Source organism: Ekhidna sp. (genome assembly GCF_965221965.1).
Lineage (GTDB): Bacteria > Bacteroidota > Bacteroidia > Cytophagales > Cyclobacteriaceae > Ekhidna.
In genome coordinates this window covers 3398942-3416383 of record NZ_OZ244926.1, presented here as the reverse complement: position 1 = coordinate 3416383, position 17442 = coordinate 3398942, and the positions used below count along the sequence as shown (strand labels likewise).

The following is a 17442-nucleotide window of genomic DNA, read 5'->3' as shown; positions in this document are numbered from 1 at the left end:
ATGAAAAAATTTGTTTTTCTATTTTCCTTGTTAATAGCCGCCGGTGTTTTGGCGCAAAATGATCAGATGAAATCCTCTGTTCGGGTAAAAGCCGGAGATGATTATTTTAAGGATGGCTATTATATGGAGGCCATACGCTACTACAAAGCAGCCCTTGAGGAATACCCGGATAATATCAAAGCTCAATACCAACTGGCTGAATCCTACAGGCTGACTCAGCAATATGAAAACGCTGAGTATTATTACGAGCAAATGACGTCAGGCGGACAGGATTCACGCTATCCCCTTGCAGGATATTATCACGCCATGATGCAGAAGCTGAAGGGCCAATACGATGCGGCCATGAAGAATTTCAAAGAGTTTAGGCAACTGTTAGTAACGAGTGGCCAGCATGAGTCGGAGCAGTTTCGATATTATTATAAACAGGCAAAGATTGAAATTGACGGATGTCAGCTGGCATTGAATCAAATCACCATGGTTCACCCTGATTATCAATTTCAACCTTTGAGTGCACCGCTGAACTCAGAATACAACGATTATGCTGCGTTTAGTGTAGGAGATGATGGGGTGGTATGCCTTACATCTGCAAGAAGCAGTGGCAAAGGGAGTTTAGTGGACAATCAGTTTGGAGAGGCTTTCGCTGATTTATTCCGATTTTCAAATCAGGGCGGAAGTTGGGAAGCTTATGATCCTAATGATCGATTTGAGAAAATGATCAACACAAAATATGGTGACGGATCAGGATCATTCAACAGAGAGCGAGACAAGTTTTACTATACAAACTGCGATGAGGAGGGAAGTGTGTGTCACATCTATGTTTCTAAGCTGGAAGGAGGAAGATGGAGTGAACCGCTTCCATTAAACCACAACATCAATGAGTATGGCTTTAACTCAAAGCATCCAAGTTTGACGCCAGGGGGAGACACCCTTTTTTATGTTTCAGATCGAGAAGGCGGAATGGGTGAGTTGGATATTTATATGAGTATCAATGCCGGAGGAGATAATTGGGGGCCTCCAATTCATTTAGGAAATCAAATTAATACACCATTTAATGAAATTTCCCCTTTCTATGATGCCGATGAGCGGGTATTATTCTTTGCTTCAAATGGTCACAGAGGATTTGGTGGGTATGATATTTTCGTTGCTAGAGGAGCCAAATTGGAATCAGCAGAAATATACAATGCTGGGATCCCATTCAATTCTTATCGCGACGACATTTTCTTTTTCTTAGGAAATAAGAAGGGGTACCTTTCTTCTAATCGCGAGGAAGGAGTCGGACAATTTGATATCTATGGATTCAATATTCAGTCAAAAGGGAACATCATTTCCGAAGTATCGAGTGAGGGGACGATCGCTGGCCGTAATTCGCTTTTTACAGATGACTACAATTTCGACAGTAATGAGACAGAAATCATCAACCAGATTATCTCGCGGATGCTTTCTTCTTCCGTTTCAGATGTGGATTTAATACTGACGGATCGTCAGCTGGCTGTGTACAATTCCTTGAGCAAAGATGACAAAGAGCGAATTGATCGGATCGTAAAGGCACGGGTTAGAAAAATGACCAGCAATATGATCAGGTCCATTCGAACAGAAGATGATTATTATTATCAACAGTTAAGCGTAGATAAAAGACGCAAAGTGGACAACATTGTTACTACCTATTTAGAGCAGCAGGGTATGGGTAACAGTGTAAGCATGTCTAATGATGTGTTTGGCTTTTATAGCTCAGTAAGCTCAGATGAGAGAGAGAAAATAGATGTTCTTATTTCAGACCGGTTGAAAAATGCGCAAGCATTTAGGCCAGCTACTCCTACGTATAATTCCTTTGCGCCTAAAGAGCAGAAGAGTATCGATGGTATTGCAATCAAATTCTTAAAACAGAGAAGAAATCTGGATGCCATACAATATGACATGAATGAAAAGGTATTTCTGAGAGATAATCAGGAATCATTGGATGATGTAAAAGCAGCTGTTCAGGAGAAATTGATTGCCATGAGTAGTGAAGAGAAATATAAGCTGCTAAAAGAGGATAGGGATTATTATGAATCGTTAAATGATTTGGATAAGGAGCGATTGAAATCCATTGCTAACACTTTTATGGTTTCTGATATTTCAAATTTTGATCAAAATGTAAAAAACTCAGACCTGGAAGTTTATAAGAATAAGAATTCGGCTGAGCAGAGTAGATTAGATAAACTGCTTTTGAAACAAATCTCCAACTTGGCTAATTCAAGTATCTATTTAACGGAGACAACTTTCTCTCAATCGGAAATTCAATCAGCCATTGGCGATTCTGCAGATGAAACTGTTGCAAAATTGCTGGCAATGAGGCCAGAATTAAATGAAGAGCAGAAAAAGGCAGTAGAACGATTCGTGAGATCAGCTTATGATTCTTATATGACTCAGCCAGAGCCTGTCTTCCTCAATCCTTCGACACCTGTTGTGAGTCAGAGTGGTGAGGCAATAACCGGAGACCCGTCTGCGAGGTTGACACAAGCTGATATCAACCAATACGAAGCACTTAGTGAAGCTAAAAAACGTGCGATTGATAATGTGATAGCGCTTGATTACATCACATTAAAGTATTCCGACAGAGCATTGAGACTGAAGGATGAAAGCAAGTTGCCAGAGCTTTCCAGTAGAGAAAAAGTTTATACAGCCGCTCTTGCTAAAAAAGTATCTGGTCAGGAGATAAAGCAAAATGAGAGAGCATACATCAGGGATGCTTTTGTTTATTATGATAATCTGGCTGAGGATAGAAAAGGATTTATAAGCAGGATAGTATTAGATAAGGGATTGCCAAAAAGAAACGGTAATTATGTACTACCGTCACGAGATGCAAGCGCTAGATCTCAACTCACCTCAAGCGAACTTGATCTCCTAGAGAAGATCAAAAAATTCAGATTCAACAATCAACGGATTTTGACTGATAATTTAGCGGTAGATGCGAAAGATGTTGACACTGCACCAGTTGACCTGATGGCGTTAGCTACGCAGGAGAACATTGAGCACTCAGGAGCTGAGAAGATATTAGGAGCTGAGGACATTCTTGCTTCAGAAGAACTTGATGAGATACGAATTGAACTACCGATTAATAAAATTGAAGGCTATGATGAAATTATCATTAATGGTAGGTTAGTAGGAAGCAATTCAGGAAGTCCACTCTCGTCATATTCCATTACTCTGATCTCATTTGATAATAACAAAACAGTAATCGAAGGATATACCAATAGAGCGGGTGAATTTGAGTTTACAGTACCACCTGCTAAGTATGATCTTACGTTCAAAAAGGCGAATAGTGCAGAGCCCGTTTCCCTGGAGGATTTTGTTGTTGAGGGAAGAAGAACAAAAGCAACTACACTTGTTACTAACGCCACAAGAGCATTCTTTGATGTTGATGCTTCGGAGTTGAGGCCGGAAGTAAAAATCTTACTTGATGATGTAGCTGAAGCCTTTGTTAATGGTGGAGCTAAAATCGAGATTGAATCGCATACTGATGCTACAGGGGCAGCAGACTATAACCTGGCTTTGAGTAAAGATCGTGGTTATGCGGCAAGGGATTACCTGATTTCAAAAGGAATAGATAAGTCAGACATTTCAGTGATTTGGCATGGTTCAGAAAGACCAATCGCAGATAATAATAGCCCATTTGGAAGGCAACTAAATAGAAGAATCGATGTGAGACTTATTGGGTCCAACAGACAAGATTTCGGTCAGTTTTATTTGATTAGGCCAGGTGCAACCATATCCAGCTTAGCAAACAGTATGAATATTTCTGATCAGGAAATCAGAAAGCTCAACGGGCTGGAAGGAGATCTCGAGGCTTATCGACCAATTCGCATAACTCAGCAAGTGGAACCAAACTATGATTTGCTGGTTCCTGCTGATATTGAAAGCGACAGTGACTTTGTTTATTTCGTGAAGGAAGGAGAAACTATTCAGAGTGTTTCTAAAAAATTCAATGTCCCGGAAGAGATAATAATGGAGCAGAATAGACTAAATTCTACCACTCTGAAATCTGGTCAACGATTGATTATATACAAGAAGAATTAGAATAATGGATTTGTAGCTCTTTTCGCTCCGGCATTTTTGGACAAGGAGTATTGGATAGATATTTCCATTGAGTTTTGTGCCAGATTAATATTTCGGTTGGGATCGAACAAGGTGCTATTCATGTCATAGCTAACTCTTACTGTGAGTGATTGGAGTTTGACCCCTCCCATAAAGATGAATGAGTCCCTTAACCTGTACCAGGCACCAAACAGCAACTGACTTCCTTTGGCACGATATCTTCCAGCTCCGGGTGAATAAGCGACATTGATACCGGCATTGAACTGGTGGTTATTCCGTAGGTTCAAGTATAAGAGGCTGGGCATAAAAAAGAATTTGTCAAATTTAAACTCAATTCCACCATTGTATTTAAAAAGCATTGGTGCATCACTCTCTATATCGGTTGTGAAAGAGATGTTTGGTTGGTTAAGATTAGTAGCTGAGACTCCTAAAAACCCACTATAAGAGTGTAGCAAATAATTTCTTTCAGGATTGAAGTAGTACATGATACCTGCATTTACTACAATGTTGTTTTGCTGGTCATTAAACTCAGTAACAGGAATTGGAAGGGAATTGTCATAACCAAAAAACGGATTATACTGTGAGCCCCATGATAGATTGCTGAAATCCAACTTCCTCAATTCGTATCCTACCTGAACACCAAGAGAAACCAGATAGGTGCTCAATAAACCAAACTTTATATTATGGGCATAATTAGCAAAGATTGAACTGCGTTCATATACTCCACGAAATCCGCTCTTTTCATTGAATGCCATAATTCCTGCACCACCAATGGACCTCTCATGCTGGCCGTTTGGCTTAATAGGGAAGATGAATGAAACTTGAGTGAGCTCATTGATCACATCTACACTTTGAAGTTGTCGTTTATGATTTAGGTGAAATGACGGATCATTATAGATACCACTAAAACCTGGATTCAAATAAAGAGATGCGGCATAGTATTGTGAAAATTGAGCATCCTGTCCAATCGAAAGAAAGGAGGAAAACAAAAGCAATATGGTGGTGATTCGTCTCATCTTATTAAATAAAATACTCCTGACTTTTGTACTGGCAATCCTGTCCTAAATCTAAATTTTACAGTATAGTAGTATATGCCGGTGGGTTCTTCTGCACCTGTTTTTTGATTTTCACCATTCCATCCATTTTCGTTTGCCTCCTTAAATGATGTGGTAGAAAAGACATTTACACCATATCTGTTATAGATCTGAAGATCAAACCCCTGCTCGACAATTCCTTCTCCAAAAACCCTAAAAGTCTGGTTCCTCGTGTCACTTGCTTGTGGTGAAAAAGCTTCCGGTATATAATAAAGACCATCAGTGGGTATTCTCGGCGCTAGTGCCATTGCCAGATACACTTTTTGACCCAATGTAAACGACAAAGGTGTTTTGCTGACGATGGTTCCATAAGTCAATGTGTCAGAGTTCACCAAGGATTCAATACCAAGCGATTCGTAGATTCCCTCAGGATTGAATGCATAGGCAACTGCCGGGGCATTGACACGATGACGAATGTTATTGAAGATTCTAAAGTCGCTTAAATCTTCCTCGCTATACTGTAGCTCAATCTGAGTCACATCGGTACCTCCGTTTAGTAACTCCAGTTCCCAAAGCCCTCGATGGGAAACACCCAACAAGCTATCGCCGGGAACCGGATCGACTGGATTCTCTCGGGAATAGGAAGCTTGAATTTCTGTATTCAAACCAAAAACATCCAGCAAGGTGATTGGTGAATAAACGCCATTAAAACCAACCGGGAAAGTTTTGATTCCACTCCCCCTGGTGATTAAACTTCCTTCAAAATACGAATCAACCGATCCTCCTAAAACCCGAGCATTTTGACCTAAAACAAAACGGGTAGATTCACTTGGCACGATATTTCCAAAACGTAGCTCCAAACGATCCGTTACCGTATAATCAGATCCGGGAAAGCTCACATTTCCAAGTGAGTTGATTATTAATTCACTCGTTGTTAGAACTCCAGTTGGGGCTAGCTGATCAGAAATACCAATAAATTGAATACTACCTAATTCTCCATTGAAGTTTCCGTTTGTAATCCAGTCCTTGTAAAGAGTAATTGTGCCAATATTTTGTATAGCACCCCTATTGTTGAGATCACCTCCTACTTCGAGGTTGGCTCCTTCAGCGACATGCACAAGGGCATTGCTTTGAATGTGCATTTGTCCAAAAAGTATGGAAGGAAAGAGAAGCAATATGGTGATTACCTTTCTCATTTATTTGTTGTCCTCTTTAGCAGTTTTATCACCCATCAGCATCTTTTTAATTAGATCAAGGTCATTCTTCATCTCTTTATTGTCAGACTCAAGCTGAGAAAGTTTAGATTCCTGATTTACTACTTTCTGATTCAGTTGAGAGATTTCGAGCTGCTGCTCTTTGATGGCTTGCATTAGTACAGGGATAAGCCCTTGATAATTCACCATTAAATAACCTCTATCATCTTCTTTTACTAATTCAGGGAATACTTTTTGAAGCTCCTGAGCAATTACACCTATTTGTTTTTTCTTCTTATCATCAGCTTTATAGTTGTAGTTATAACCACCAAGTTGGTTGAGTTTAGAAAGCGTGTTTTGAAGAAGCTCTATGTTCTCTTTAAGTCTTCTATCAGATGATACACTCATTGTTCCAGAGCCATCAATTGTTAAGGTTCCTCCCGTAGTACCTCCTGCCAAATTAGAAACAGTCAAGCTTGATACTGTAGTCGCGCCTGCTCCTAAAGTACCAGAAGTAGAAATATTTGAAGATAAACTACCGATGTTCGACGTAGTGATATCATCAGTTGCATCTGTGTCTAAGTTTGTTGGCAAATTGGAAATGTTAGCATAATCCACATTGTCCACAGTAAACCCAGTTGAATAGGAACCTGAGATGTCTCCTGCGGCAGGGGAGTCTCCGTTATTTACATCATCGGAAGCATCCGTATCATAATTACTTAGATCAATGCTGGTGGCATCTGGATCACCACTTAGAGTTATTACTCCTGCTGTAAAATCTAAGTTCTGAGAATCCGTGTTATCCAGATACCCAGAAAGGTCAACTGGTGTTGCATCATTTGTCAAAGAAAGACTGTTACCTGTAAGTGATAAATCTTGATTATCTGTATTGTCCAAATAGCCAGAGAGATCTACAGTTGAAACGTCATTTGTCAATGAGAGTGTGTTTGCCGTTAAGGTAAGATCCTGATTATCCGTATTATCAAGGAAACCTGAAAGATCAACGGTGGTTCCATCATTTGTAAGTGAAAGTGTACTTCCGGTTAGAGATAAATCTTGATCATCAGTTAGGTCACCAGCTGCTATTGCGTCTGCATTGATCTTAACTTGTGCATCAAGGCTATTATCGGCATCTACCAATGAGGTGGAAGAACTGATGTAATTCGCAGTTCCATTTGCGGTGTAAGTACCATCGGCATTTAGTCCCGCCCCACCTTGAGTAACATCAAGTTCGGCCTGAGTAGCATCTGCATCCACTTCATTGGCATCCACATCGGCTTGCACGCCAGCGATGGCTGCATCGAGCAGGTCGTCGGCTGCATCGAGTGATCCAGCAGCGTCGATGTAGTTGGTACCGGAGTTAGTGTTGTACGATCCATCGGTACCTAATCCTGCTCCTGTTTGTGTATCATCGAGTTCAGTTTGCACCCCTGCATTGGAAGTAGCTACGGTGTTGATGGCCGCATCGAGCAGATCATCGGCATTGTCGAGTGAAGTAGCGCCATCGATGTAGTTAGTTCCGGTGTTGGTCACGTAGGTACCTGTTGCACTCAGGCCAGCGCCTGTCTCTACGGCATCCAGTTCAGTTTGGATAGCCGCATCGGCATTATCAGAATCTGTTTCATTGGCATCCACATCGGCCTGCACGCCAGCGATGGCCGCATCTAGTAAGTCATCGGCTGCATCGAGTGAAGTAGCGCCATCGATGTAGTTGGTGCCGGTGTTGGCGTTATAGGATCCATCCCCGGCAAGTCCTGCTCCTGTTTGGGTATCATCGAGTTCGGTCTGCACCCCTGCATTGGAAGTAGCGACGGTGTTGATGGCCGCATCGAGTGCTAAGTCCACTGCATCAAGACTAGCCTGTCCGTCGATGTAGTTAGTTCCTGTTTTACCGGTGTAAGTACCATCGGCATTTAGTCCCGCCCCACCTTGAGTAACATCAAGTTCGGCCTGAGTAGCATCTGCATCTACCTCATTGGCATCCACATCGGCCTGCACGCCAGCGATGGCCGCATCGAGCAGGTCATCGGCCGCATCGAGTGATCCAGCTGCATCAATGTAGTTGGTGCCGGTGTTGGCGTTATAGGATCCATCCCCGGCAAGTCCTGCTCCTGTTTGTGTATCATCGAGTTCAGTTTGCACCCCTGCATTGGAAGTAGCGACGGTGTTGATGGCCGCATCGAGTGCTAAGTCCACTGCATCAAGACTAGCCTGTCCGTCGATGTAGTTAGTTCCTGTTTTACCGGTGTAAGTACCATCGGCATTTAGTCCCGCCCCACCTTGAGTAACATCAAGTTCGGCCTGAGTAGCATCTGCATCTACCTCATTGGCATCCACATCGGCCTGCACGCCAGCGATGGCCGCATCTAGTAAGTCATCGGCTGCATCGAGTGAAGTAGCGCCATCGATGTAGTTGGTGCCGGTGTTGGCGTTATAGGATCCATCCCCGGCAAGTCCTGCTCCTGTTTGGGTATCATCGAGTTCGGTCTGCACCCCTGCATTGGAAGTAGCGACGGTGTTGATGGCCGCATCGAGCAGATCATCGGCATTGTCGAGTGAAGTAGCGCCATCGATGTAGTTAGTTCCGGTGTTGGTCACGTAGGTACCTGTTGCACTCAGGCCAGCGCCTGTCTCTACGGCATCCAGTTCAGTTTGGATAGCCGCATCGGCATTATCAGAATCTGTTTCATTGGCATCCACATCGGCCTGCACGCCAGCGATGGCCGCATCGAGCAGGTCGTCAGCCGCATCGAGTGATCCAGCTGCATCGATGTAGTTGGTGCCGGAGTTAGTGTTGTAAGATCCATCGGTACCTAATCCGGCTCCTGTTTGGGTATCATCGAGTTCGGTCTGCACCCCTGCATTGGAAGTAGCGACGGTGTTGATGGCCGCATCGAGCAGATCATCGGCATTGTCGAGTGAAGTAGCGCCATCGATGTAGTTAGTTCCGGTGTTGGTCACGTAGGTACCTGTTGCACTCAGGCCAGCGCCTGTCTCTACGGCATCCAGTTCAGTTTGGATAGCCGCATCGGCATTATCAGAATCTGTTTCATTGGCATCCACATCGGCTTGTACGCCAGCGATGGCCGCATCTAGTAAGTCATCGGCTGCATCGAGTGAAGTAGCGCCATCGATGTAGTTGGTGCCGGTGTTGGCGTTATAGGATCCATCCCCGGCAAGTCCTGCTCCTGTTTGTGTATCATCGAGTTCGGTCTGCACCCCTGCATTGGAAGTAGCGACGGTGTTGATGGCCGCATCGAGTGCTAAGTCCACTGCATCAAGACTAGCCTGTCCGTCGATGTAGTTAGTTCCTGTTTTACCGGTGTAAGTACCATCGGCATTTAGTCCCGCCCCACCTTGAGTAACATCAAGTTCGGCCTGAGTAGCATCTGCATCTACCTCATTGGCATCCACATCGGCCTGCACGCCAGCGATGGCCGCATCTAGTAAGTCATCGGCTGCATCGAGTGAAGTAGCGCCATCGATGTAGTTGGTGCCGGAGTTAGTGTTGTACGATCCATCGGTACCTAATCCTGCTCCTGTTTGGGTGTCATCGAGTTCAGTCTGCACCCCTGCATTGGAAGTAGCGACGGTGTTGATGGCTGCATCGAGTGCCAAGTCCACTGCATCCAGGCTAGCCTGTCCGTCGATGTAGTTAGTTCCTGTTTTACCGGTGTAAGTACCATCGGCATTTAGTCCCGCCCCACCTTGAGTAACATCAAGTTCGGACTGAGTAGCATCTGCATCCACTTCATTAGCATCCACATCGGCTTGCACGCCAGCGATAGCAGCATCGAGCAGGTCGTCGGCGGCATCGAGTGATCCAGCAGCGTCGATGTAGTTGGTGCCGGAGTTAGTGTTGTACGATCCATCGGTACCTAATCCTGCTCCTGTTTGGGTGTCATCGAGTTCAGTCTGCACCCCTGCATTGGAAGTAGCGACGGTGTTGATGGCTGCATCGAGTGCCAAGTCCACTGCATCCAGGCTAGCCTGTCCGTCGATGTAGTTAGTTCCTGTTTTACCGGTGTAAGTACCATCGGCATTTAGTCCCGCCCCACCTTGAGTAACATCAAGTTCGGCCTGAGTAGCATCTGCATCTACCTCATTGGCATCCACATCGGCTTGCACGCCAGCGATAGCTGCATCGAGTAAGTCATCGGCTGCATCGAGTGATCCAGCTACATCGATGTAGTTGGTGCCGGAGTTAGTGTTGTACGATCCATCGGTACCTAATCCTGCTCCTGTTTGGGTGTCATCGAGTTCGGTCTGCACCCCTGCATTGGAAGTAGCGACGGTGTTGATGGCTGCATCGAGTGCCAAGTCCACTGCATCCAGGCTAGCCTGTCCGTCGATGTAGTTAGTTCCTGTTTTACCGGTGTAAGTACCATCGGCATTTAGTCCCGCCCCACCTTGAGTAACATCAAGTTCGGACTGAGTAGCATCTGCATCCACTTCATTAGCATCCACATCGGCTTGCACGCCAGCGATAGCAGCATCGAGCAGGTCGTCGGCTGCATCGAGTGATCCAGCAGCGTCGATGTAGTTGGTGCCGGAGTTAGTGTTGTACGATCCATCGGTACCTAATCCTGCTCCTGTTTGGGTGTCATCGAGTTCAGTCTGCACCCCTGCATTGGAAGTAGCGACGGTGTTGATGGCTGCATCGAGTGCCAAGTCCACTGCATCCAGGCTAGCCTGTCCGTCGATGTAGTTAGTTCCTGTTTTACCGGTGTAAGTACCATCGGCATTTAGTCCCGCCCCACCTTGAGTAACATCAAGTTCGGACTGAGTAGCATCTGCATCTACCTCATTGGCATCCACATCGGCTTGCACGCCAGCGATAGCAGCATCGAGCAGGTCGTCGGCTGCATCGAGTGATCCAGCAGCGTCGATGTAGTTGGTGCCGGAGTTAGTGTTGTACGATCCATCGGTACCTAATCCTGCTCCTGTTTGGGTGTCATCGAGTTCAGTCTGCAGATTGCTATTGATGGATTCTACGGCACTACGCACGGCTGTTTCGGTGACGAGGGTGTTGTTATCGGTCAGTCCGGTAGCCCGTACATCGGTACGGATGTTGTCGACAGGGTTGCCGGCAGCATCGAACTGGAAGTTCCCATCGACGCGGGTGTTGCCGGTGATGGTCGCATCGTTGGTGACGTTGAGGTTACCACCGAGTACATCGACACCATTTTGTGCATCGACGTTCCCATCGAAGTTGGCAGCTTCATCCACATCGAGTGTACCTCTGATGTTGGTAGCTACCCCTGTAGCAGCTAAACTGGTTTGTCCGGCCACATCAAGTGTACCGTCTACGTCGGTGTTGTTGGTAACATTAAGATTGCCTCCAAGCACGTCTACTCCGTTTTGTGCATCGACGTTCCCATCGAAGTTGGCAGCTTCATCCACATCGAGTGTACCTCTGATGTTGGTAGCTACCCCTGTAGCAGCTAAACTGGTTTGTCCGGCTACATCGAGTGTACCGTCTACGTCAGCATTGTTGGTAACATTAAGATTGCCACCGAGTACATCGACACCATTTTGTGCATCGACGTTCCCATCGAAGTTGGCCGCTTCATCCACATCGAGTGTACCTCTGATGTTGGTAGCTACGCCTGTAGCGGCTAAACTGGTTTGTCCGGCTACATCGAGTGTGCCGTCTACATCAGCATTGGTAGTGACGTTGAGGTTATCGGTGATGTCCACATCGCCAGCAGTTACATCGATTCCATTGCCAGCGGTGATGAGACCTGTTTGGTCGAGGGTGACATCTCCGGTAGATCCGTCCACGACCAGGTCAAATCCATTATTGGTGATGGTGGTGTTTTCCAGTAGCGGCCCCCCGAGTTGGATGTTGCCATCGGGATCTTCGTTAAGTCCGTTATCGGCGGTGACTGATCCGGAGATGGCACTACGCACGGCTGTTTCGGTGACGAGGGTGTTATTATCGGTCAGTCCGGTAGCCCGTACATCGGTACGGATGTTGTCGACAGGGTTGCCGGCAGCATCGAACTGGAAGTTACCATCGACGCGGGTGTTGCCGGTGATGGTCGCATCGTTGGTGACGTTGAGGTTACCACCGAGTACGTCTACTCCGTTTTGTGCATCGACGTTCCCATCGAAGTTGGCCGCTTCATCCACATCGAGTGTACCTCTGATGTTGGTAGCTACCCCTGTAGCAGCTAAACTGGTTTGTCCGGCTACATCGAGTGTACCGTCTACATCAGCATTGGTAGTGACGTTGAGGTTATCGGTGATGTCCACATCGCCAGCAGTTACATCGATTCCATTGCCAGCGGTGATGAGACCTGTTTGGTCGAGGGTGACATCTCCAGTGGATCCGTCCACGACCAGGTCAAATCCATTATTGGTGATGGTGGTGTTTTCCAGTAGCGGTCCCCCGAGTTGGATGTTGCCATCGGGATCTTCGTTAAGTCCGTTATCGGCGGTGACGGATCCGGAGATGGCACTACGCACGGCTGTTTCGGTGACGAGGGTGTTATTATCGGTCAGTCCGGTAGCCCGTACATCGGTACGGATGTTGTCGACAGGGTTGCCGGCAGCATCGAACTGGAAGTTCCCATCGACGCGGGTGTTGCCGGTGATGGTCGCATCGTTGGTGACGTTGAGGTTACCACCGAGTACGTCTACTCCGTTTTGTGCATCGACGTTCCCATCGAAGTTGGCCGCTTCATCCACATCGAGTGTACCTCTGATGTTGGTAGCTACCCCTGTAGCAGCTAAACTGGTTTGTCCGGCTACATCGAGCGTACCGTCTACGTCAGCATTGTTGGTAACATTAAGATTGCCACCGAGTACATCGACACCATTTTGTGCATCGACGTTCCCATCGAAGTTGGCCGCTTCATCCACATCGAGTGTACCTCTGATGTTGGTAGCTACGCCTGTAGCGGCTAAACTGGTTTGTCCGGCTACATCGAGTGTGCCGTCTACATCAGCATTGGTAGTGACGTTGAGGTTATCGGTGATGTCCACATCGCCAGCAGTTACATCGATTCCATTGCCAGCGGTGATGAGACCTGTTTGGTCGAGGGTGACATCTCCAGTGGATCCGTCCACGACCAGGTCAAATCCATTATTGGTGATGGTGGTGTTTTCCAGTAGCGGCCCCCCGAGTTGGATGTTGCCATCGGGATCTTCGTTAAGTCCGTTATCGGCGGTGACTGATCCGGAGATGGCACTACGCACGGCTGTTTCGGTGACGAGGGTGTTATTATCGGTCAGTCCGGTAGCCCGTACATCGGTACGGATGTTGTCGACAGGGTTGCCGGCAGCATCGAACTGGAAGTTACCATCGACGCGGGTGTTGCCGGTGATGGTCGCATCGTTGGTGACGTTGAGGTTACCACCGAGTACGTCTACTCCGTTTTGTGCATCGACGTTCCCATCGAAGTTGGCCGCTTCATCCACATCGAGTGTACCTCTGATGTTGGTAGCTACGCCTGTAGCGGCTAAACTGGTTTGTCCGGCTACATCGAGCGTACCGTCGATATCAGCATTGGCAGTGACGTTGAGGTTATCGGTGATGTCCACATCGCCGGCAGTTACATCGATACCATTGCCAGCGGTGATGAGTCCTGTTTGATCGAGGGTGACATCTCCTGTAGATCCATCTACGACCAGGTCAAACCCATTATTGGTGATGGTGGTGTTTTCCAGTAGCGGTCCCCCGAGTTGGATGTTGCCATCGGGATCTTCGTTAAGTCCGTTATCGGCGGTGACTGATCCGGAGATGGCACTACGCACGGCTGTTTCGGTGACGAGGGTGTTATTATCGGTCAGTCCGGTAGCCCGTACATCGGTACGGATGTTGTCGACAGGGTTGCCGGCAGCATCGAACTGGAAGTTCCCATCGACGCGGGTGTTGCCGGTGATGGTCGCATCGTTGGTGACGTTGAGGTTACCACCGAGTACGTCTACTCCGTTTTGTGCATCGACGTTCCCATCGAAGTTGGCCGCTTCATCCACATCGAGTGTACCTCTGATGTTGGTAGCTACGCCTGTAGCGGCTAAACTGGTTTGTCCGGCTACATCGAGTGTACCGTCTACGTCAGCATTGTTGGTAACATTAAGATTGCCACCGAGTACATCGACACCATTTTGTGCATCGACGTTCCCATCGAAGTTGGCCGCTTCATCCACATCGAGTGTACCTCTGATGTTGGTAGCTACGCCTGTAGCGGCTAAACTGGTTTGTCCGGCTACATCGAGTGTACCGTCTACGTCAGCATTGTTGGTAACATTAAGATTGCCACCGAGTACATCGACACCATTTTGTGCATCGACGTTCCCATCGAAGTTGGCCGCTTCATCCACATCGAGTGTACCTCTGATGTTGGTAGCTACGCCTGTAGCGGCTAAACTGGTTTGTCCGGCTACATCGAGTGTGCCGTCTACATCAGCATTGGTAGTGACGTTGAGGTTATCGGTGATGTCCACATCGCCAGCAGTTACATCGATTCCATTGCCAGCGGTGATGAGACCTGTTTGGTCGAGGGTGACATCTCCAGTGGATCCGTCCACGACCAGGTCAAATCCATTATTGGTGATGGTGGTGTTTTCCAGTAGCGGCCCCCCGAGTTGGATGTTGCCATCGGGATCTTCGTTAAGTCCGTTATCGGCGGTGACTGATCCGGAGATGGCACTACGCACGGCTGTTTCGGTGACGAGGGTGTTATTATCGGTCAGTCCGGTAGCCCGTACATCGGTACGGATGTTGTCGACAGGGTTGCCGGCAGCATCGAACTGGAAGTTACCATCGACGCGGGTGTTGCCGGTGATGGTCGCATCGTTGGTGACGTTGAGGTTACCACCGAGTACGTCTACTCCGTTTTGTGCATCGACGTTCCCATCGAAGTTGGCCGCTTCATCCACATCGAGTGTACCTCTGATGTTGGTAGCTACCCCTGTAGCGGCTAAACTGGTTTGTCCGGCTACATCGAGCGTACCGTCTACGTCAGCATTGTTGGTAACATTAAGATTGCCACCGAGTACATCGACACCATTTTGTGCATCGACGTTCCCATCGAAGTTGGCCGCTTCATCCACATCGAGTGTACCTCTGATGTTGGTAGCTACGCCTGTAGCGGCTAAACTGGTTTGTCCGGCTACATCGAGTGTGCCGTCTACATCAGCATTGGTAGTGACGTTGAGGTTATCGGTGATGTCCACATCGCCGGCAGTTACATCGATTCCATTGCCAGCGGTGATGAGTCCTGTTTGATCGAGGGTGACATCTCCTGTAGATCCGTCCACGACCAGGTCAAATCCATTATTGGTGATGGTGGTGTTTTCCAGTAGCGGCCCCCCGAGTTGGATGTTGCCATCGGGATCTTCGTTAAGTCCGTTATCGGCGGTGACGGAACCTGAGATGGCACTACGCACGGCTGTTTCGGTGACGAGGGTGTTGTTATCGGTGAGTCCGGTAGCTCGTACATCGGTACGGATGTTGTCGACAGGGTTGCCGGCAGCATCGAACTGGAAGTTGCCATCGACGCGGGTGTTGCCGGTGATGGTCGCATCGTTGGTGACGTTGAGGTTACCACCGAGTACATCGACTCCATTTTGTGCATCGACGTTTCCATCGAAGTTGGCAGCTTCATCCACATCGAGTGTACCTCTGACGTTGGTAGCTACACCTGTTGCAGCTAAACTGGTTTGTCCGGCTACATCGAGCGTACCGTCTACGTCGGCATTGTTGGTGACATTGAGGTTGCCTCCAAGCACGTCCACTCCGTTTTGCGCATCGATGTTTCCATCTGCTGTGATCTGTCCTGCATCATCGATAGAGAGTGCGTTAGCGGTGGTGCCGTCGGTGAAAGAGATAGAGTTGCCGGTCGTTATACCAACAGTGGTGGGCTGATCAAGGTCTCCTCCTAAGTCAATGGAGTTATCCACATCTATGGTCACACCACTACCCGAAGTAAGTGTGATGTCCGATACTTCTGTATCAACATATGTTTTAACAGCCTGTTCGGTAGGCAGTGCATCATCGCTATTGTCAGATAAGGTTCCATCGATTGAAATCTCGTTGACGGTAGTACCAGATGCAAGTCCAAGTGTGCCGTCGACCTGTAGATCATTAAAAGTGACATTATTCGTAGTGGCAACTCTTTGATCCAGATTGTTGATATTCTGGAATTCCGCATTGGAAACCGTGCCATCAGCTATTTTGGATGCATTGATAGCCGCCGAAGCGTTGATATCAGCATTAACAATTACACCGGGTTGGATTTGAGCATTGGCGGCTGTACCTGTATTAGTCAGTGAGATGTCACCTGTGACAGGCAATCCTTGAGTAACACCAGAACTGCTTCCGATGAAAATGTTATTAAATGGAAGAGCTGATGAAGCAAATTCAGCTCGATCAGTCCATTGAACTCCCCCGGAAGCATTTACCGTTAAAACAACATTTGTGTTTCCCTGAGGATTAATCTTTGAAATGGTAATTGTTCCATTAGCGATATCAGCATTTTGAATTGAACCATTTATTATGTTAGCTGAGCCGATTTGAATAATAACTTCAGAAATCCCGGTAATTCGACCTTTTTGATCAACGGTAAGTTGCAAGACATTAAATGCGTCAGTCCCGTAGGTACCAGCACTAATGCTGCTGATGTTTTCCAACTTATTTCCTGTTACAGCCAGGTCAGCAATTTTTTGTGTGGTGACAGCACCATTGTTTATTTTGTCTGTTGTTACACTACTGTTTTGAAGTTTGTCTGTTGATATTGCCCCATCAGCTATTTTTGGTTCGGTTACGGCCGCAGTTCTAATAACAGGGTTTGGATAACTACCAGTCAGATCCCCACCTGCCGTAGTTACATTTATCACACCTAGTCCTGCTTTCCAGCTTCCATTGTTCCAATAGAAGAAGAGGTCCAGGTCTGTATCAAAAACCATCAACCCATTATCCTGATTGTTCAGAGACATTGAAGTCCGCTGAGATGTTGATAATCTAGGCACAAGGAACCCTTGGTCAGAGTTTGGTGAAACTAGCTCCAGCACCGCATTGGAGTTTGGAGAATTTGTATTAATTCCTACGGAATTGTCTTGTGCGAAAGACAAAGTGTAGGCTAGAATAAATGCAGTAAACACTGCGCTCTTATTAAAGCTCATAATTGGGG

Annotated in this window: 4 protein-coding genes; 1 reads left to right on the top strand and 3 read right to left on the bottom strand. The window is 46.9% G+C overall.

The features are described from left to right. A complete protein-coding gene (locus ACOQON_RS16000; RefSeq protein ID WP_420576429.1) occupies positions 1 to 4056 on the top strand; it encodes an OmpA family protein in 4056 nt (1351 codons plus the stop codon). Here the strand turns inward: ACOQON_RS16000 and ACOQON_RS15995 are convergent. From ACOQON_RS15995 to ACOQON_RS15985, 3 genes are read right to left on the bottom strand one after another with little or no spacing between them, the layout of a single operon-like run. Continuing rightward, on the bottom strand, positions 4053 to 5090 hold the full coding sequence (locus tag ACOQON_RS15995; protein ID WP_420576428.1) for a PorP/SprF family type IX secretion system membrane protein: 1038 nt from the start codon (positions 5088 to 5090) through the stop codon (positions 4053 to 4055). The genes ACOQON_RS16000 and ACOQON_RS15995 overlap by 4 nt on opposite strands. After that, positions 5087 to 6304, bottom strand: coding sequence for a gliding motility-associated C-terminal domain-containing protein (locus tag ACOQON_RS15990; protein WP_420576427.1), 1218 nt, complete (start codon positions 6302 to 6304; stop codon positions 5087 to 5089). Before ACOQON_RS15990 ends, ACOQON_RS15995 begins: the two co-directional genes overlap by 4 nt. Next, positions 6305 to 17434 (bottom strand): tail fiber domain-containing protein, encoded by an 11130-nt coding sequence (locus ACOQON_RS15985; protein WP_420576426.1) that lies wholly within the window; start codon positions 17432 to 17434, stop codon positions 6305 to 6307. Positions 17435 to 17442: the final 8 nt, after the last annotated feature.